Origin of the sequence: Roseimaritima multifibrata (assembly GCF_007741495.1) — a bacterium.
In the GTDB taxonomy this organism is placed as follows: Bacteria; Planctomycetota; Planctomycetia; order Pirellulales; family Pirellulaceae; genus Roseimaritima; species Roseimaritima multifibrata.
This window is the reverse complement of sequence record NZ_CP036262.1, coordinates 2,996,421-3,014,618: the sequence shown is the minus strand read 5'-3', so window position 1 is coordinate 3,014,618 and position 18,198 is coordinate 2,996,421. Positions and strand designations below refer to the sequence as shown.

General features: G+C 54.5%; 18 protein-coding genes and 1 pseudogene. 8 read left to right on the top strand and 11 right to left on the bottom strand.

From position 1 onward, the window contains the following. Positions 1-10: 10 nt before the first annotated feature. Both FF011L_RS11010 and pssA read right to left on the bottom strand, forming a co-directional pair. Positions 11-703 (bottom strand): class I SAM-dependent methyltransferase, encoded by a 693-nt coding sequence (locus tag FF011L_RS11010; protein ID WP_145351718.1) that lies wholly within the window; start codon positions 701-703, stop codon positions 11-13. Positions 704-896: 193 nt separating this feature from the next. Beyond that, positions 897-1,796 (bottom strand): CDP-diacylglycerol--serine O-phosphatidyltransferase, encoded by a 900-nt coding sequence (gene pssA, locus FF011L_RS11005; protein ID WP_246109866.1) that lies wholly within the window; start codon positions 1,794-1,796, stop codon positions 897-899. A gap of 324 nt (positions 1,797-2,120) precedes the next feature. On the opposite strand from pssA, the gene nadB reads away from it, so the two are divergent. Next, complete coding sequence (gene nadB, locus FF011L_RS11000; protein WP_145351717.1) at positions 2,121-3,755, top strand: L-aspartate oxidase; 1,635 nt, start codon at positions 2,121-2,123, stop codon at positions 3,753-3,755. A gap of 22 nt (positions 3,756-3,777) precedes the next feature. Beyond that, the gene (locus FF011L_RS10995; RefSeq protein WP_145351716.1) at positions 3,778-5,451 is read left to right on the top strand and encodes a pyridoxal phosphate-dependent decarboxylase family protein; all 1,674 of its coding nucleotides are present in this window, start codon (positions 3,778-3,780) and stop codon (positions 5,449-5,451) included. Positions 5,452-5,786: 335 nt separating this feature from the next. Here FF011L_RS10995 and FF011L_RS10985 read toward each other — a convergent pair whose 3' ends face one another. Beyond that, positions 5,787-6,239, bottom strand: a complete 453-nt coding sequence (locus FF011L_RS10985; protein WP_145351714.1) for a hypothetical protein — start codon at positions 6,237-6,239, stop codon at positions 5,787-5,789. Between the two features lie 105 nt (positions 6,240-6,344). On the opposite strand from FF011L_RS10985, the gene FF011L_RS10980 reads away from it, so the two are divergent. The 5 genes from FF011L_RS10980 (at position 6,345) to FF011L_RS10960 (ending at position 11,329) form a co-directional block, all read left to right on the top strand. Further along, entirely contained in the window at positions 6,345-7,541 is a 1,197-nt protein-coding gene (locus tag FF011L_RS10980; protein WP_145351713.1) for a glycosyltransferase family 4 protein, read from the top strand. 130 nt (positions 7,542-7,671) lie between these two features. Continuing rightward, positions 7,672-8,898 (top strand): serine hydrolase domain-containing protein, encoded by a 1,227-nt coding sequence (locus tag FF011L_RS10975; RefSeq protein ID WP_145351712.1) that lies wholly within the window; start codon positions 7,672-7,674, stop codon positions 8,896-8,898. A gap of 221 nt (positions 8,899-9,119) precedes the next feature. Continuing rightward, on the top strand, positions 9,120-9,425 hold the full coding sequence (locus FF011L_RS10970; RefSeq protein WP_315851709.1) for a calmodulin-binding protein: 306 nt from the start codon (positions 9,120-9,122) through the stop codon (positions 9,423-9,425). 21 nt (positions 9,426-9,446) lie between these two features. Further along, the gene (locus tag FF011L_RS10965) at positions 9,447-10,898 is read left to right on the top strand and encodes a helix-turn-helix domain-containing protein (protein WP_145351710.1); all 1,452 of its coding nucleotides are present in this window, start codon (positions 9,447-9,449) and stop codon (positions 10,896-10,898) included. After that, positions 10,895-11,329 (top strand): hypothetical protein, encoded by a 435-nt coding sequence (locus tag FF011L_RS10960; RefSeq protein WP_145351709.1) that lies wholly within the window; start codon positions 10,895-10,897, stop codon positions 11,327-11,329. The genes FF011L_RS10965 and FF011L_RS10960 overlap by 4 nt, the downstream gene beginning before the upstream one ends. Before the next feature lie 439 nt (positions 11,330-11,768). On the opposite strand, the gene FF011L_RS10955 is transcribed toward FF011L_RS10960, so the two are convergent. Beyond that, positions 11,769-12,254 (bottom strand): hypothetical protein, encoded by a 486-nt coding sequence (locus FF011L_RS10955; protein ID WP_218933137.1) that lies wholly within the window; start codon positions 12,252-12,254, stop codon positions 11,769-11,771. A 135-nt stretch (positions 12,255-12,389) separates the two neighbouring features. Then, positions 12,390-12,917, bottom strand: a complete 528-nt coding sequence (locus FF011L_RS10950; RefSeq protein ID WP_145351707.1) for a hypothetical protein — start codon at positions 12,915-12,917, stop codon at positions 12,390-12,392. 1,025 nt (positions 12,918-13,942) lie between these two features. Here FF011L_RS10950 and FF011L_RS10945 point away from each other — a divergent pair. Then, on the top strand, positions 13,943-14,203 hold the full coding sequence (locus tag FF011L_RS10945; RefSeq protein ID WP_145351706.1) for a hypothetical protein: 261 nt from the start codon (positions 13,943-13,945) through the stop codon (positions 14,201-14,203). A 517-nt stretch (positions 14,204-14,720) separates the two neighbouring features. Here FF011L_RS10945 and FF011L_RS10940 read toward each other — a convergent pair. From FF011L_RS10940 to FF011L_RS10925, 6 genes and pseudogenes are all read right to left on the bottom strand, one after another. Continuing rightward, complete coding sequence (locus tag FF011L_RS10940) at positions 14,721-15,467, bottom strand: alpha/beta hydrolase family esterase (RefSeq protein ID WP_145351705.1); 747 nt, start codon at positions 15,465-15,467, stop codon at positions 14,721-14,723. A gap of 951 nt (positions 15,468-16,418) precedes the next feature. Then, the gene (locus tag FF011L_RS26825) at positions 16,419-16,571 is read right to left on the bottom strand and encodes a hypothetical protein (protein ID WP_246109969.1); all 153 of its coding nucleotides are present in this window, start codon (positions 16,569-16,571) and stop codon (positions 16,419-16,421) included. A gap of 156 nt (positions 16,572-16,727) precedes the next feature. Beyond that, a pseudogene (locus tag FF011L_RS27325) lies at positions 16,728-16,790 on the bottom strand (four helix bundle protein); the annotation flags it as partial. A 3-nt stretch (positions 16,791-16,793) separates the two neighbouring features. After that, positions 16,794-16,916 (bottom strand): hypothetical protein, encoded by a 123-nt coding sequence (locus tag FF011L_RS27010; RefSeq protein ID WP_261342562.1) that lies wholly within the window; start codon positions 16,914-16,916, stop codon positions 16,794-16,796. 113 nt (positions 16,917-17,029) lie between these two features. Further along, on the bottom strand, positions 17,030-17,524 hold the full coding sequence (locus FF011L_RS10930; protein WP_145351704.1) for a four helix bundle protein: 495 nt from the start codon (positions 17,522-17,524) through the stop codon (positions 17,030-17,032). A 120-nt stretch (positions 17,525-17,644) separates the two neighbouring features. Continuing rightward, positions 17,645-18,133 carry a four helix bundle protein gene (locus FF011L_RS10925; RefSeq protein WP_145351703.1) on the bottom strand — a complete coding sequence of 163 codons (489 nt, stop codon included), beginning with the start codon at positions 18,131-18,133 and terminating at the stop codon, positions 17,645-17,647. Between the last annotated feature and the right edge of the window lie 65 nt (positions 18,134-18,198).

Sequence of the window (18,198 nt, the reverse complement as noted above, 5' to 3'; positions counted from 1 at the left end):
GATACGATTTCTAACCTTGGCGTTTCGTCGCCTGCAAAATCGTAAATAGGGAAAGAGGCGAAGATTTTCGCTGCACTCGGATGTCCAACGGCAGGTCCCCCACGACATCCTCTACACCTACTTTGGTTCTCCAACCTAAATGCCGCGTTAAAGGGTCTGCCTGGTCGATCACTTTGGCCAACCATGGCGTTTCGCTCCGCAAATGATTGATGATCAGCACCTTGCCGCCAGGCTTTAGAACTCGAGTCACCTCGGACATCATTTTTAACGGGTTCGCCACGACACTCAGGACATGAAACGTGGTGATGAAATCGAACGTTTGATCGGGAAAAGTCAATTCTTCCGCGTTCATCGCTTCCACATGGATATGCTTCCAGCCTTCTCGTTCGATTTTTTGCCGTGCCTGGTCCAGCATCCCATTGGAAAGATCGATTCCGACAACTTCCGCGTGCTGGGGATACGCGGACATCGAAATCCCTGTCCCTATCCCAACTTCTAGAACCTTTGCCCTCGCGGGAATGTGCAGTTTCTCGATCGATCGCAGAATGCGTTTCTGCAGAAGCAACGGCCAGACCGCCTCGTAAGCGGGCGTGAACTTGCTGTAGAAATGACTTCTTTCAGGGTTCGCCTTCCTGACCAGTTTCCCCTTCGGGTGGCCATTCGGCACCGAATATTCTTGCGCAGAATTTTGACTTCCGTCCATCGTTGTCTTCATAGGTGTCAAAATTCCTCAGAACCAAGCAACCCCACCGTCGCTATTCCGGTCCTAGCGGTACCATTGTCTCAGTTAAAAGCCTCCAACTTTTTAGAACATTTGCGAACCGCTGACAATTGTCGTGCGTGCTGTCCGTTCTCAGATATTCGTTGGAGACTCCAATCCTTGATATCGAGGGCGCCTAATTGCCCGAAGCTGCCGGCGGTTCCTCGGCCTGCAGAGCATGCGAAAGTTCCGAAGCCTTCAACCAGCCGGCTTTTACCAGCAGGTGCTTCAGCGGGAAACTAAACGCGTACCAGCAAAGTGCCAGCGGCAACGCCAGTTCATTAAACAGGAAAATCCCCCCGATCGCAAAAAGGGCTTTGCCGATTTGGTGCGGTGCCTTACGCCCCCGCAACCATTGTTGCACGAGGTGAGGGTAATGGAACCGAGAAACCATCAGGTAGGCCAATCCGAGCGCAACCAACGGAATCAGGTACTGAAAGACCGTCAAAGCGATCGAAGCAATAGATTGGACTCGTTCCGGATATTCGGGAGAAGTCAGAGATGCCAAATGGGGAATGGAAATCACGAAAGCTGCGATGGTTCCGGCCGCCGCAGGACTTGGCAAACCTTCAAAACCATCATGCGCATCGTCTTCTTCGGTTTCGACATTAAATCTTGCCAGCCGCATCAGCACACAAAGCGTGAACACGACTCCAATCGCCCAGGTCAAGCGGTTTGGCAACAAAGCGCTATACCGCCAAAGAATCACCGCCGGTGCGGCACCAAAGGTGATCGCATCGCACAAACTATCCAGTTCGGCACCAAACTGGCTGGATTGATTGGTCATCCGGGCAGCCGAGCCATCCAAGGCATCGAAAATCATCCCGACAAAAATCAGGATCCCCGCCACAAACAACTTTTGCTCGATTTCCCATGGCAGATTCACACTGACGGCCACCGCGATGGAGGCCATCCCGCAAACGCCATTACCAAGCGTCAACATGGTCGGCAGAACCGCCAGCATCAGTCGCGGGGATCTTCTCCGACTGCCCAATCCGCGGCGTCGGGGCCAAATTCGTCGTTTCAGTTCACTCACGTGGTTTCTTTCGGGTCGATCGCATTGGATGCCAATCCCCTTTCATGGACTCCGCCAGTAAAACAATCATTATAGGCAAAGAGTCGAATACGCTGGGAGCGGGTACAAAGGATATTACGCCAGAATGACCGGTACGCCACCGGTTTGCCAAGATCCTCCAAACGTTTTTTGTCAAACAAGGAGTCCTGTTCGTTACAGACTGAACCGAATTCGCACTAGATTCCGCTCAATTGGCCCGCGGAGAACCTAGCCGAAGGCCGGGTCGCTATACTTTTCTTCGATCCAACTGCTTATTTGAACAGCATCTCCTATTATCAACTGCCCATGACGCCGCGCTATTTGGTTCCCTTTCACCCGAAGCACGTTCCTCACCACTTTGTCGACATTTTGGTTATCGGGAGCGGATTAGCCGGATTGCGCGCGGCGAATGCGGCGAACCCTCACCAGCGCGTCCTGCTAGTAACCAAAGACAAAATTCGCGAATCCAACAGTAATTACGCCCAGGGCGGGATTGCCGGAGTTCTCGGGCCTGAAGACGATTTCGCCAGCCATGTCTCCGATACGATGATCGCAGGTGCCAATCTGTGCGATGCGGATGTCGTCGAAATGGTGATCCGTGAAGGGCCACGGAGAATCGAAGAATTGATTTCCTGGGGAACCAAATTCGACAAAGGCCTAAACGGCCTTGCCCTCGGGCGCGAAGGCGGACATAGCCATCAAAGAATTGTCCATGCCCATGGCGACGCGACCGGCCGCGAAGTGATGCGGGCGATGGAACAGCACACACGCGATAGCTCGCATAGCGAAATCTGGGAACAAGCTTTTACCCTTGACCTACTAACACACGATGGCCGTTGCCGCGGTGCCGTAATTTCCCGCAACGAAGGGCCGCCAACACTGGTATGGGCCAAGCAGACAATCCTTTGCACCGGTGGTGCTGGGCAGGTCTTTCGCGAATCGACGAATCCCCCTGTCGCAACGGGAGACGGTTTCTCCCTAGCCTACCGTGCCGGGGTGGAGCTCCGGGATATGGAATTTATCCAATTCCATCCAACGGTACTCTACCTAGCCGGATCCTCACGGTCCCTGATCACCGAAGCGATCCGAGGTGAGGGAGCTCATCTGGTTGATATTAATGGGCATCGGTTCATGGCCGAATATGACGAACGCAAGGAACTAGCGCCGCGCGATATCGTCAGCCAATCGATCCTCCGCCAAATGGGTAAAACAAAACACAACTGTGTCTACCTGGACATGTCCCACCTCGATGGCGCTCAGGTAAAAAATCGATTTCCAGGAATCGCAAAAACCTGTGCTGAATTTGGCCTGGACATCGCTACCGATCGAATTCCAGTCCGTCCGGGAGCTCACTACATGGTCGGCGGAGTGACCGTCGATCGCGCCGGTCGCACCAGCCTGCCAGGATTGTGGGCCGCTGGCGAGATCACCAGCAGCGGACTGCATGGCGCGAACCGGTTGGCAAGCAACAGCCTACTAGAAGCGTTGGTCTACGGAGCTCATGCCGGCGAAGGGGCTGCTCGAGCTGCCGCAGAAATGCCAAATTCGCTGGAAGCCCTACCGATTGAAAGCTCACCGAGAAACCAGCCCTCTCAGGCTTTGGACTTAAGCGATATCCAGGCATCACTAAAAAGCTTGATGGGACGATTTGTCGGAGTCCAGCGGACCGGAGAAGACCTACGTGAAGCGATCACCATGATCGATTCATTCTTCGCCTATGTCATGCCTCAGCAATTCCAAACGGAAGAGGGCTGGGAAACGCAGAACATGCTGCAAACTTCGCGAATCATGGCAACCGCCGCTCTTGCTCGCGAAGAATCGCGTGGAGTCCATTACCGGATGGACTTCCCCGCCCCGGATGATGAAAACTGGCGAAGACACTTATCCATCCAGATCGATAGCGGCGGGGGGCACCCCCAGATTTCAACGCGAGTCCCGTGAGCGATCTCGGTTGCCGCTCCCAATGGACGAATCGACGCAAACGAATTTGAATCCCGACAGCGCCAAGTACCACGACCACCTAGTCCATCTTCGTCGGTCGTTTCCGCAACCGATTGCCAGCCCAACCCACGATCGTTGGCTTGCGTCAGAGATCATCGGTGCACTCACCCGAATCGAATCCATGAAGTCGGATCGCCCGACTTTAGGAGACCGTACGCAAGGTGATTTCTCGCATGCTTCCGCCGCCCGGATGCCTGAAGATTCCAGCACAATCCCAGAAGTTTTCGAAGTCCTCGTCAACTACCTTTCCGGGATGTTCCTCTGGGGCCATCCCCAGACTCAGTCCAATGTGATTCCCCCACCCTCGATCCCCGCGATCCTTGGGACGCTGCTGACCACAATCCATAATCCCAATCTGTGCAGCGAAGAAGGGAGCCAAGGCGTTGCCCTAGCAGAAGCGGAGGTGATCAGCATGACCGCCGCTTTGATGGGATATGACCCCGAACAATCTGACGGCGTGTTCACGTTCGGTGGGACCGGAACGCTGCTGTATGCCATCCGTATCGGGATTGAAAAATCGTGCCCAGGGACGGCACAACACGGGATCACCGATCGTCCGGTTGTCCTCTGTTCCGATCGAGCTCACTACGCGACAAAAACTGCCGCCAGTTGGCTTGGTCTAGGGCTGGAGCAAGTGATTGCAATCCCTTCAACCAGCGAACATTCGATGCGACTGGACGCATTGCAACAGACGCTCTGCGACGTCCTGGGCAAAGGTCAAAAGGTCGCAGCCATCATTGCAACGATGGGAACCACCGACGCGTTTGGAATCGATCCTCTCGAGGAAATTCGCAAGGTTCGTGATCAAGTTGCGAAGCGGTTCCATTTGCCTTACCTCCCGCATTTACATGCCGATGCCGTAATCGGATGGGCGTGGTCGGTGTTTGCAGATTACGACTTTGAAACGAACCCTCTCGGTTTTCCCGAAAAAACTCTAGACGCGCTGACACAGACCAACCACCGCGTGCGGCACCTAGGACAAGCCGATTCAATCGGCGTCGACTACCACAAGACAGGATTCGCATCGTACGTTTCCAGTGCGATATTCACCAAAGAACGCAAAGACCTACAACGAATTTCCCGCGACGCAACATTAAGTCCCTATCTGTTCCAGACGGGCGATTACAACCCGGGCCGATTTACGCTGGAAACCTCGCGATCGGGAAGTGGCCCGATGTCCGCGATCGGCAGCCTTCGCTTGCTAGGCAAGACAGGATTGAGATGTTTACTAGGTCACTTAGTCACGGTCGCCGCCGACCTCCGTGACCAGCTTTCAACACATCCCTCGATCGTCGTGGTGAACCGGCAGAACCATGGACCGGTAACTCTATTCCGCGTCTACCCGGATGGAATTGAAAAGACAGAAACGGAAATTCAGGAACGGAACAACCGCAATCACACGGCAGTGCTCCGCAAACACAATGAATACAACCGACAAATTTTCCATCAGCTGCGAAGCAATGCACTGCAAGGCGAAGGAACGATTCTAAGCATGACCGACTGCTACAGAGAGTCGGAAAATGGAGAACCGATCGTCGCCCTAAAATCCTACATCATGAGCCCCTTCTCGGATTCACGATCGATCGAAACTTTAGTCAACTCAATCGACCAGGCAAGGCAAGCCATCGCCACATAAATCAATCAAGAAATCCCATCCGCAACGATCAACTCCAAAGAAGCAAGGTTCCAACAGCGTCAACAACAAGGAAAAAAACCACAAAGAGCAAACCCTCTCCATGTCTCCATGTCTCCATGTCTCCATGTCTCCATGTCTCCATGTCTCCATGTCTCCATGTCTCCATGTCTCCATGTCTCCATGTCTCCATGTCTCCATGTCTCCATGTCTCCATGTCTCCTTGTCTCCTTGTCTCCATGTCTCCTTGTCTCCCCAGCCAAACAGCTAGCCCCAGTTCCAGTTCCCAAAAACCCTTCCCGGCAACCGCAAGCTAGCGTCCAAACAGCCGTGAAAACCTACCGACCTGCAACGCGTTGAGTGCCGGCAAACGGGTTCGATTGAATGTCGCCGATGACGAAGTCCGGATGATCGACCGCGTTCACTGGAATCACTTCCGAATCCTCGACAGGCTCGACGACAGGCGAAACGGTGCAGAATGGGTTTGGCAAGGAACGCGGAGTGAACTGCGCATCCTGGCGACCACGATAATTTTCTGCTGGCATCACCATTGGCGGTGCAGCGAAAGGGCTCATCCCATAAGGACGAGCATGCCGCGTGGAATAATAAACGGGCGGATGTACCGAAAAGTACGGCGGAGTGCGAACATTTCCATTGGAAGGGAACGTGTACGGGTTAAAGAAACCCAGGTTGCCATACGAATACGGCGCGGGACTACCAGCTTCGGCGGACGAACCGCACACCGCGGTGGCAGCCAAGGCAAATAGAGCGGTCATGCAAAGCGACTTCATGATGTTGATCTCGCAGGAGGCGGGAGCGGGGAGTTACAATAGACGTTTTAACGTTTTCGCGATTGTCAAAATTTCGCGGACAATTTTTACCCTAGTCTCGTTCCAATGCCCATTCAATCGTTGCCGCACCACAAATCGGTAGGTTCTGATACCGATCGTAACGATTATAACGGTCCTCTCAAGATCTGTTGCACGATCCACTCCTTGGCTGGCGGGGGGGCAGAACGGGTTATGGCGGGTTTAACGGGCCACCTGGCGGACCGAAACCACCAAGTTTGCCTACTGACTCTGGATGATGGGTCTGCGGATCGGCACCTTGTCGACCCCCGAGTCGAACGGAATTGCCTCCGGCTGATGCGGGTCAGCACCTCGCCCCTTGATGCCATCCGCAATACACGGCGACGAATCACGGCCCTCCGCAGTGCAATCGCAGCACAGCAACCCGATGTCGTGCTCAGTTTTTGCGATCGCATGAACATCCTGACGCTGATCGCCGCCAAACCGCTATCGATCCCGGTGGTCGCCGCCGAACGGAACGATCCCAAAGAACAAAAATTAGGGACGGTTTGGGAAACCATGCGCCGCTGGAGCTATCGCTCGGCGGCAAGACTAATCGCCCTAACCGAACGCAATGCCGAAAGCATGCAATCCTGGAACCGGCACCCTATCGAAGTCATCCCTTCGGCGATCGACGCTATCCCCGCCGTCAGTAAAGAATCCAGCCCTGGGGAAACTTCCACACCCCCCGGATCGACAAAGCGACGAACGATCCTTGGCGTCGGACGCTTGGTCGATCAAAAAGGATTCGACCGTTTAATCAAAGCCTTTCTGCAACATGCGGAATCGAATCCAGAATGGGACTTGGTCATCGCCGGAGAAGGGCCTGATCGAATCGAACTAGAAAACCTTTATTCAGACAGCCCCCATCGCCACCGCATCCGGATGCCTGGATGGCAACGCCCCATCGAACCGCTTTACCAACAAGCGGACGTTTTTGCATTGCCAAGTCGCTACGAAGGGTTTCCGTCGGCATTGCTAGAGGCGATGTCCGCGGGGCTCCCCGCGATTGCTATCGATTGCCCCACCGGACCGCGTGAAATCATCCAGGATGGAGTGGATGGCATGCTGGTCAACGCCGAGACATTTTCCGAAGGTCTCGCACAATTAATGAAGGCTCCCGACAAACGTCAGGAACTGGGGAATGCCGCTCGAAACGTTGTAAAACGCTACGGCTGGCCAGCGATGGTCGATCGCTATGAGGAAGTCCTCTACTCGGCGTCGCATGGAGACCGCAAAAATTGAACTTGCGATTTTGAAGGCCTCTTCGTAGCATCGCCAAAAACCTCTAATCCAGAAGGCCGGCACCGTGCACAAGGTATTCTTCCACCGCACTTCCATCTCTCGGCAATCTAGTATCTCTGGGCAGTCTCGCATGGACATGTCGCCGAACTTTGTTGCTGGTTACGTTGCCCCCGGTTTCGAGCGGGTGAAAGAGGAATTTGAACGCAACTTTATCGAACGTGGTGAGGTCGGCGCTGCCTGCACGATTTTTCACCGTGGCGAAAAAGTGATTGACCTGACAGGCGGCTACCGTTGCCAGCGTCAACAGACCCCATGGACCGACGACACCCTTTCCCTATCGTTTTCGGTAACCAAGGGAATGGCCGCCGCTGCGATGGCGATCGCCCACAGCCGAAACTATTTCGAACTGGATGCCCCGGTAGCGGAATACTGGCCCGAATTTGCCCAAGCCGGTAAGCGAGGGATCACCGTCCGTCAGCTGCTGTCACATCAAGCCGGATTGGTCGCGACCAACCGTCGTTTGGAAACCGATCAAATCGCCGACCTGGACGGATTGGCAAAAATCCTCGCCAAGCAAGCCCCTCTCTGGCAGCCAGGATTACGACATGGTTACCACACACTCACTCTCGGCTGGTACCAGAACGAATTGCTACGGCGAACCGACCCACAGGGACGTAGCCTAGGACAATTCTTTGAAGAAGAAATCGCGACTCCGCTGGGCGTCGAATTCTACATTGGCGTCCCCGAGCACGTCGACACAAACCGGCTTAGCACCATCGAAGGTTTCCATCGGACCGAACTGCTTGCTCACCTGCGATCGCTGCCGGCTAGGATGGTTCTGTCCGGAGCCTGGCCATGGTCGTTGGTGGCAAAATCGATCCGAGTGCTGAAGGCTCAGAACCCTGCGGTTCTCGGAGACCCTGAATTCCGAAAACTTGAAATCCCTTCCGCCAACGGGATCGGAACCGCTGCGGCGGTCGCCAAAATTTACTCCGTCTTGGCAGGCGGTGGCACCGAGCTAGGACTTCAGAACACCACGTTCCAAGAACTGGTCGCGCCAGCCATCTCACCAATCGGCGGACCACAGGACATGATCCTCAAGCTTGACACCCGTTACACGATGGGTTTCTCGCGTCCCAGCGAAGGCTTGCAGTTTGGACGATCCCCCGCTGCTTTTGGATGCCCAGGCGCCGGCGGTTCTTTTGGAATGGCCGACCCTGCAATCGATTTGGGATACGCCTACCTGACAAACAAAATGGGATTCTGTTTGTTCGATGACCCGCGTGAACGAGCCGTTCGCGAAGCGTGTTATGAGTGCATCCAGTCCAATCCAGCGGAAGTCCGTTTCGCCGCCTGAAACGGTATCTGAGTCCCGTTTCTGCAGTCGCTTCAAGCGACCGTTCGCGGGGGTTCCCGTTTTTCCGCTGGTATTTGCTGGACCGATTGTGATTGATTTGCCGATAGATCCGATCAGACCGGCATGTCATCGTCTATCAAGCATGTTGACGCCGATCGCAAATCGAACAATTCTTTCAGCAGATTCAGGGGGATCCGCTCATGTTCCGTCGAACACTATTGATGCTGGCCATATTGGTGGGCTTGGGTGCGGGATTATCCGCCGAAGCCGATGCTGACCAACGTGCCTACGGCCGCTCGTGGGGTGGCGATGCCAGCTCTCGCGACTGGAATCGCTTCTATCACTACCCGTACGTATACTATCCACAGAATTTCTACGGCCAAGAATACTACCAGAGCAGTGATAGCATGTATCATCGCTATCCAGCAGAAATGCGGATTCCGGTTTACAACAAAAAATGGCACAACGCGTACCCATCGAATCGACGTTACCACTTTGGATCGCACTTTATCACGGACGTCTTTTAGGGTCCGTTCTACGGGATCCCTATGTCTGAGCGAAAAAAAGGAACAAGCATCCGCCCACTGGCGCGGGTGCTAGACCGTATCGACCGACCGACTTGGTTGATCGATGCGGAGGGCCGGTTGGCTTATCTTTCGGCAGCCTGCCAAACCTGGCTTGGCGTCGATCCCGAAGACCTGCTTGGCTGTGCGACAACCCTGTCGCACGATGGCGAAATACCTTCCCCTTCCCCTTCCCCTTCCACTGCCGAAGCGGGACTCTCTGCCACCCAACGCAGCGGCCTTGCGACTCAGCTTGCGGCCCCGCTTGGGTTACTGGAAAATGGTCAGGCTCACAGCAGGGTGACCCCCATTTCCAAAGGTCAAAAACGACCAGCTCAGGACGTCTTGTTTATCGCGCTCGATGAACATGCCACCCAAGTTCTGGCGATTGCCGGACACCCGCTCCCCGGTTCTCAGCAAGCCGATCAACAGCTTGCCATCCAGCTGGAAAACGAACTAAAAACGTGGCGACAAAAATTGCCGCCATTCTCCCAGCTACCGATCACACTCGGGACTTCCCCCAGTGCCGGACGGCTGCAGCGACAACTGCTGCTGGCCAGTGCATCTTACGAACACCTGCTGTTTGTCGGTCCTTCCGGATGCGGAAGCGAATCGATGGTGCGTGCGATCCGGCAACATCGGCTGCAAAAGCTTGGCAACCATTCCAAACCAGATTCGGATGTTCAACGCCGCGCCGACCTGGACAGCCCCTTAATCGTCGTTGACGGCGGGTTGATGGATGCGGAGCTGCTAGAAGCGACACTCGCTCCGATGACCGATCGCCTGAGAGAATCCCCCTCGTCGGTCGCTACCGTCGTACTGAGGGATCTAGAACAAATGCCCTTGGTGGCTCAGTCGCGGTTCGATCAGATATGCGATCTATTTGCCGAGCGACTATTCATTGCGGCCCTTAGCCGGAAATCTTTTCCACAGCTGCAAGCAGAAAACCAGCTGACCCCATCTTTGGCAGCAAAGCTGGGCGTCTTTCAAATCGAAGTCGAATCGCTAGCCGACCGAGCTGCAGACCTGCCACTGATCGCAACGGCCATCCTGCAGCGCAGGCGATCGCAAGGAGAAGGCCGAGCCGAACGATTCAATCGGGAAGCGATGGAGGCGATCCTGATCTATCCCTGGCCCAGAAACTTCCAAGAACTTGAGGAAACCGTTCGGCACGCGATTCGAAACTGCCAAGGTCCGGCGATCCTTCTAGAACACCTCCCGCTTGCGATCCGCAGCTACCGCCCGCCCGATCCGTCCAACCCACAATCACGGCTTCTGCACCTGGACGAAAGCCTGCAGAAAATGGAGCGGCAACTGATCCTCAAGGCGATCGATCAAGCCGACGGGAATCGCGCCGAGGCCGCCAGAAATCTTGGAATCAGCCGCGGGCGTTTGCTCCGGCGTCTTCAAGAATTCGAAGAGGCTCCGGAATCATGAAGTGCCATTGGTTTGTCGCACAGTCGGAACAAGACACGGATCATCATCCGTCCGCATCGAACCGCTGGCTGACCCAGGTACGTCGGTTCGCGGCAGCAACCTTGGCAGAGCCCGAAGATGAACTGATCATTTACTCGCTACCCGCATTTCAGGTTGCCGCCCGTCTGCGACACCAATCCCCAGCCGTCACCCTTTGGTCTCTGGAATCGCCGGCCGATCTGCAATCCCAATTAAGAATCCTTCAATCAATCGTCCAAAACGCGCCCCCAGCAAATTTGCTGCACCTAGTGGCAATTGATCCGCGGTTCCCGAACTCGACGCGAATCCAATTATCGGAATGGGGCCTTCTATTGCTCGATCGCCCTGAGTCCCTGCCACGGGAAGTCCCGCGGATCCAACGTTTCTGGCAAGGCACCGCAATCAGAAAGTGAAAAATACTCACCGATCGCCGTTCTTCTCCAGCGGCGTAAGCCGTCCGGCCTATCTTCTTAGCGGAACGGCGCAAGCCGTCCGGCCTGTCTTCCTAGCGGAACGGCGCGAGCCGTCCGGCCGGATCAGCAGTAATTTAGCCTGCTTCAAAGCGGCTTGTGTTGACTTATTGTCTAGCCCAGAGGGCGGCAAATACTTGCCGGCGGCGTAAGCCGCCGGAGCGGGTATCGCAAAAATAAAAAGCCCAGCGGGCGACAGACAAGGATGATTCTGTACCCAAAAGGCCGAATCGATCGCAAAAAATGCGACGGGTGAAACCAAAATTTCACGATGAAAGCGAAGCCTAACATTTCGTTACCACAGCGCCCAAGCTCACTAGCATCAGACAGTTGTCCGGAACCGCCGGAAAAACGAGCCCCCACCCCCCAATGCAATTCATGCTTATTCGTTGCCGGGCCGAGGTACAAGGCGTTGCGGATTGGCCTTACGATCAGCACGAATCACAACGATGGTCTTGGGATCCAACGCAGCAACTAATTGCGGATGAATGGAAGCGCCGAATGGCAGCAACAAGGCCAGCGGATTCTCCTTCAGACGCGTCTTGACTTCCTCGATCTCAAGTTCCGTACCAGCAACAGAACAAAATTTCAGTTGATTTACGCCGAAACGTACAATCTTCGACTCGAGGATCGTGACGTCTTGGATCCGATTCGCCAAGTCAGGTCGCCCCCGTTGAGACTCGACATGGTAAGGGGAATGCACCGTGCTAAAAGAGAGCTGTGCTCCCGTAAAGATCAAGCCGTCACGATTGGGAACCGGAGTGATCTCCGCGCTTACGATCGTTTGGGGAGAGGTAAACGTATCATCCGCAAATGCTGCTACGCAAATAAACAGTGCGACGATAAACACAAATGGTTGGCACATCACTGCAGTCTCCAATTCAACCGAACGTTACGAATCAGAAGGCACGCGCAGACAACATTACCATAACCAAACAGCATGCTCGAATGCATCCGATGGTTTCGCGCGTGCTTCGAGACCGTGTTCACGCGACGGATCAAGTTAACAAACGGGGCCAGCCACCGGAACTTCGGTAGGTTCCGTGGTCCTGCCAGCTTCCGTACGCCACCCGTCGGTGGCCAGACAAGCGAGCAGCAAAGCAACCGGTGTCAGATAGAGATAACTAACAACATCTGAATGAGGCCCGTTTAACAAAACGTAGAGTAAAACGGCAGGAGCACCCACCACGCAAAACAGCCCTACAAGACCGATCGACAACCGACGAATCCGAAACACGAGTAGCAACGCGCCCGTGATTCCGGTTAGGCAAAACAAAATATTTGGCAACGCCGCTGACGGCGCAAAATCGTACGGAAGAAGGGCTCCGTTTTGAGAGTATTCGTAACGCATGTATGCAAAAGGAAATCCCGCGCTAGCAGGTTCAAGCGTTGCATTGGGCATAACCGAGGCAAGTTTGGCTCGCGCCACTTGAATATCATAAAAGTGAGGAACATTAGCCCATACCGCCCAGCCTCCCCAAATCACGGCAACGGCACACGCTATCAAGATACGTTTTTTTTGGAACAGCATTTCCGATCCCTCTCTGGAATTATTGAAACAGTAGTCCTACTCTCGGTGCAGCGTTAACAGGTTCTGATCAGCCAATTGCCGCAAAGAACAGGAAAACCGCTTCGCATTGCACCCGAGCTTCCTGATGTCCGGGTAACGTTGGTCGTCACATGGCGGCGACCGAGAATTCAGAGGTCACGAAAAAGCGTTACCGCCGCTCGCATCCACCACGTGGTTCTTATCATGGACGTAATGCACATCGAACCATTCGCCAGTCGGCCTGGATCCGCAGACCTTAACATACTGGTGGAAGAGAGGCCGAGCAACAATCGACCGCGCAGCACTCATTCCACAATTCAAACACGATTGGAATTTTCTTGCCCCCATCTTCTTGCCAACTCCTGCCGAGCAAATAGCAGGAAAATGGGGGCAGGAAGATCAAAAGTAGATGACTCTCGGGAACAGCCTAAGTGAGAGCGAAGAACGTTTGGCATAACCGGATGGTGTCGTAACGCGTTGATTTCAATTCCCGCCGGACTCGCCGCTCCGGGCGAGCAGACCGCGTTCCGTTTGGCTTAGGCTAGCATTTCCCCAGGCGGGATTCACACCCGCTAACCAAGCCGAGCTTGCCAGTCCTCAAGTGCACCACGTTGTTCTCGCGATGGACTTAATGCACATCGAACAATTCGCCAGTCGCATTGATATGGCATGCCCTTAACATACTGGGCAAAACGGAGCCGATCAACAAGAATCGACACCGCGTCGTGCAGTAGCGACAACAAGCATCAAGGTCGACAGCGAATCACGATCCCTATCATTCGCGCAGATTAGCGTTATTCGCGGGCAAAAACATGCGTGCAACATTGCCCGCTAATAACGCCAATTTCGCGAATGGATGCGCCAGGTTGCTCTAAACCGAAAATGATCAATGCCTGCGCAACAGCCCTACGCTATCACGGAAGAGCCCTAGGCTATCACGAAAGTTGCAAGAGAACGCTGGGCCGCAAGAACGTTGGTCGTCAGCGGGTACGCGCGAGAGATGTTCCATGTCAAATACGCCGGACCGCGTGTTCGGCGTGCTCGGCTTTGTTATGCCCGACTTGGTTCCGCCGGCACAATACGTCGACGTCGAAACAAAATCCAAAGCCCACTCATTAGCCAAGCGATCATCCAAAGAAGTTGAAGAGGAGGAATGCTTGCGCCAGAAGCGAAATGCTGCATGCGTCCCGGAAGCGGCTCTGGCAATTCGTGTCCATGGTGGCTTGGCGGTGGAAGCGTTCCGTCATTCGCCGAACGTAGAAATTTGAGAAGCGTTGCTACATGCTCGGCATCACGGGGATTTGCAGTGGAAAAACCAAGTAACGCTGAAAGGGAATCCTCATCGATGGCAGTCGTTTTGTCACCAGCCACAACTGTCATTTGCTCGAGATCGAGAGTGGCTCCCCCCTTATGTTCAGCGACATGAAACATCTCCCACTCAAGCTCCACTGCTTTGTAGGCGGGACAAACGTGTCCCCACAGAAGAAACACTGGCTCGACGTTTCCCTCAACACGAAGTGTACCGGACGCGTCACCAACAGATTCCGGCCAAACGCGAAAAGAGGCGCCAAACCAGTGGGAAAAGAATCCAGTGCCAGTACCGGAGCCTACCGAACTGAACGTCAGAGAAGAAATACAAACAAGGCCGATGACAAGCACCGCAAGCCATTTGCCAATCTGTGTTAGTGGGTGCAACATCTTGCTGGCATAACGTTGGAATTCACGGGGGACGGGAAAAGACTTGCAAGCAGACCATTAAACACGACTCCCGTTCTCCTATGCAAATTATGGTTCTGCCTCTTCCGTGCTATCCCGGTCGTGGGCGGAAAGGAATCGCCATATCACCCGATTATGCCGTGCCGACCATTCATGCGCCAGTCTTGGGATCTCAATATAATCGACGGTGCATCCAGCGGAGCGATATCGATCAGCATTGAAATTCATGATCGGTGCAACCGAATCGTTGGCACCGGCCAATAGCACCATCGGAATTGAATGGTCACAATCGCCAAGTTCTCGCGGTCGCAATCCCGAGTGCGCGACGAACGCGGCAATCATTTTCGGCCTAGCAGTGGCCAAGATATGAACAAACGAGCCACCGTTTGGCATTCCGGCAAGGTAGATGCGATCGGAGGCGATGCTGTGTTCGGAAGCTAACTGAGCATACAAGTCATCGAAGAACCGAACATCCGGGTTAGCATCGAGGTCGGCTGGATCGATGTTGATGGTTGACCACATCGAATTTAATGCAGCGGGATATACGAGAATGAATCCGTTGCCCGCCGCAAGACGATCAAGTTGGGAGTATTGGGCCATCGAATCGGTAGAATCGCCAATACCATGAAAAGCAAATAAAACCGGGGCAGGCGAAACCAAGTTGTACGGAACCACGATGCGATAGGTGCGAACGCTGCCGTCCACGGTAAGTTCACGGACTTGAACGTCAGCATTGAGTGGTCTCTTGTGAAGAAGCCACCACGCTAAAACGGCAATTGAAACGAGGGAGAGTAGCCCAATGAGAAAACGTTTCACAAGTCGCTAGAGCATCCTCATTGGCAGAACGGCAGCCGTCACCGGACGGCGAGTGTAAAGCTTAGCGTTACGAAACGCGCTGCCGCCGCTCCGGGCGAGTAGACCGAGGTCTCTTTGGTTTAGGTTAGTGTTTGAGCTCACCGTTTGCCACCGATTTCTCGATCGTCGTGCTCCAAAACTCCAACTTCGCCGCATTGACCTCCGGCCCCTCTAAGATCTGGACGTACCACTTTCTAGCATCCGGCTCCCAGTCTTCACCTGGCATCACTCTCAGAGACAGGCAGGTCACATTCGATTGCCTCGATGCCACGCGGAGCCTTACGCGTGGACGAAACAACGTCGTGTACTACTGAACTCCTATTCCAAAAGCGAAACTGCAATGCAACAGGGGGATCACCGAGAGTCCGTCACTGAGTACGGTCGGTGCCCAAACGGCATCGCGTGAAATCCTGACCGCCTTCCCTTCACCAGTATTACCCAGCTTCATTCCACTTGATTGGCAATCAAGCTTCTGCGGTACTATTCGGTCATCCGACTCCCCGAATGTCATTTGTCTTCGTCGCTTATTCCACTCCTAAGACATACTCGGTCGATCATGATTGGGTTTCATGGGCCGTCCAAGAGCATCAGGGGCTCACTGGCTGCCTGCTTGACTTAATGTGTAGTGCGAATGGGCCGCTGCCCCCGGGTCTTCTCTTACAGCTTGCCATCAATGCTGCAAAAGATGTTGCCTCCAGGTATTCACAAACCTCGGGCAGAATCCCACAGTTACCAAATTTCGGAGCAAATCCAAAATCCATTCAACGTCGCAGGGCCACCGATGATCGCTTCACCCTCACTACCTTTTGATGTACGCGGAAGCGGCGACTTCGACCGAAGGCCTTATACAACCGCTGCAACTCTCGATACTGGGCACGTGGCTAGCGTTTACCCAGGCGGGGTTCACACCCGCTAGTCAAGCAGACCTTGCCAGTCCGCACGTTCACGGCATGGTTCTGTCCCGCTTTCGTGCTCGTGCTCGTGCTCAGCATCGCGGTGCTCGTGCTCGTAATCGATCGCCACGGCATAGTCTACCGAAGGTTCTTTGACGCCGTCAAATTTCATGGCCATCCGGGGCAACATTGCCACGATTCGCTTGAGCTTGGACTTTAAGTCGCGACTCGTTGAGTCGTTCACCCCACCAGTCGCGACCAAGACATCTTGAATTGTCGCGCATTCGAACGACGAACCGCGAGCTATGTCGAAAAATCGAGCACGATCCTACAAGCTTCGTTTGCCGTTGCCCTCGGCGATATTCAGCGGAATCGACTGGGCGGCGCGAAGCCATTAGTCGCGGGCGTGACGATGCAATCCGCTGAGCGATTTGCAAACGTCAAATGCATCAGCAACGTATTCGATCGAGAGACGATAAACATCGAGCCGATCGTAGTCGAAGTTTGGATCGTTCATCAAAGCACCATTTCGATTACGAGCACGAGCACCGTTTCACTGAGCACGAGCACGATGCGCGCTTCGTGCCAGAACGGCGGACATCACGGAGCACGGACGGAATACTTTCCACTTCAGAAACCGCGCAAGCCGTCCTCGGGCGCACGGCTTGGTTCTGCCCCGCTTTCGTGCTCGTGCTCGTGCTCAGCATCGCGGTGCTCGTGCTCGTAATCGACCGCCACGGCATAGTCTACCGAACGTTCTTGGACGCCGTCAAACTTCATGGCCATCCGGATCAACATTGCTACGATTCGCTTGAGCTTGGACTTTAAGTCGCGACTCGTTGAGTCGTTCACCCCACCAGGCGCGAACAATACATCTTGAATCGCCGCGCATTCAAACGACGAACCGCGAGCTATGTCGAAAAATCGAGCACGATCCTTCAAGCTTCGTTTGCCGTTGCCCTCGGCGATATTCAGCGGAATCGACTGGGCGGCGCGAAGCCATTGGTCGCGGGCATGACGATGCAATCCGCTGAGCGATTTGCAAACGTCAAATGCATCAGCAACGTATTCGATCGAGAGACGATAAACATCGAGCCGATCGTGGTCGAAGACTGGATCGTTCATCAAAGCCCCATTTCGATTACGAGCACGAGCACCGTTTCACTGAGCACGAGCACGATGCACGATGCGCGCTTCGTGCCAGAACGGCGGACATCACGGAGCACGGACGGAATACTTTCCACTTCAGAAACCGCGCAAGCCGTCCTCGGGCGCACGGCTTGGTTCTGCCCCGCTTTCGTGCTCGTGCTCGTGCTCAGCATCGCGGTGCTCGTAATCGATCGCCACGGCATAGTCTACCGAAGGTTCGTTGACGCCGTCAAACTTCATGGCCATCCGGGTCAACATTGCCACGATTCGCTTGAGCTTGGACTTCAAATCGCGACTCGTTGAGGCGTTCACCCCACCAGTCGCGACCAAGACATCTTGAATCGCCGCGCATTCAAACGACGAACCGCGAGCTATGTCGAAAATTCGAGCACGATCCTTCAAGCTTCGTTTGCCGTTGCCCTCGGCGATATTCAGCGGAATCGACTGGGCGGCGCAAAGCCATTGGTCGCGGGCGTGACGATGCAATCCGCTGAGCGATTTGCAAACGTCAAATGCATCAGCAACGTATTCGATCGAGAGACAATAAACATCGAGCCGATCGTGGTCGAAGATTGGATCGTTCATCAAAGCACCATTTCGATTACGAGCACGAGCACCGTTTCACTGAGCACGAGCACGATGCGCGCTGC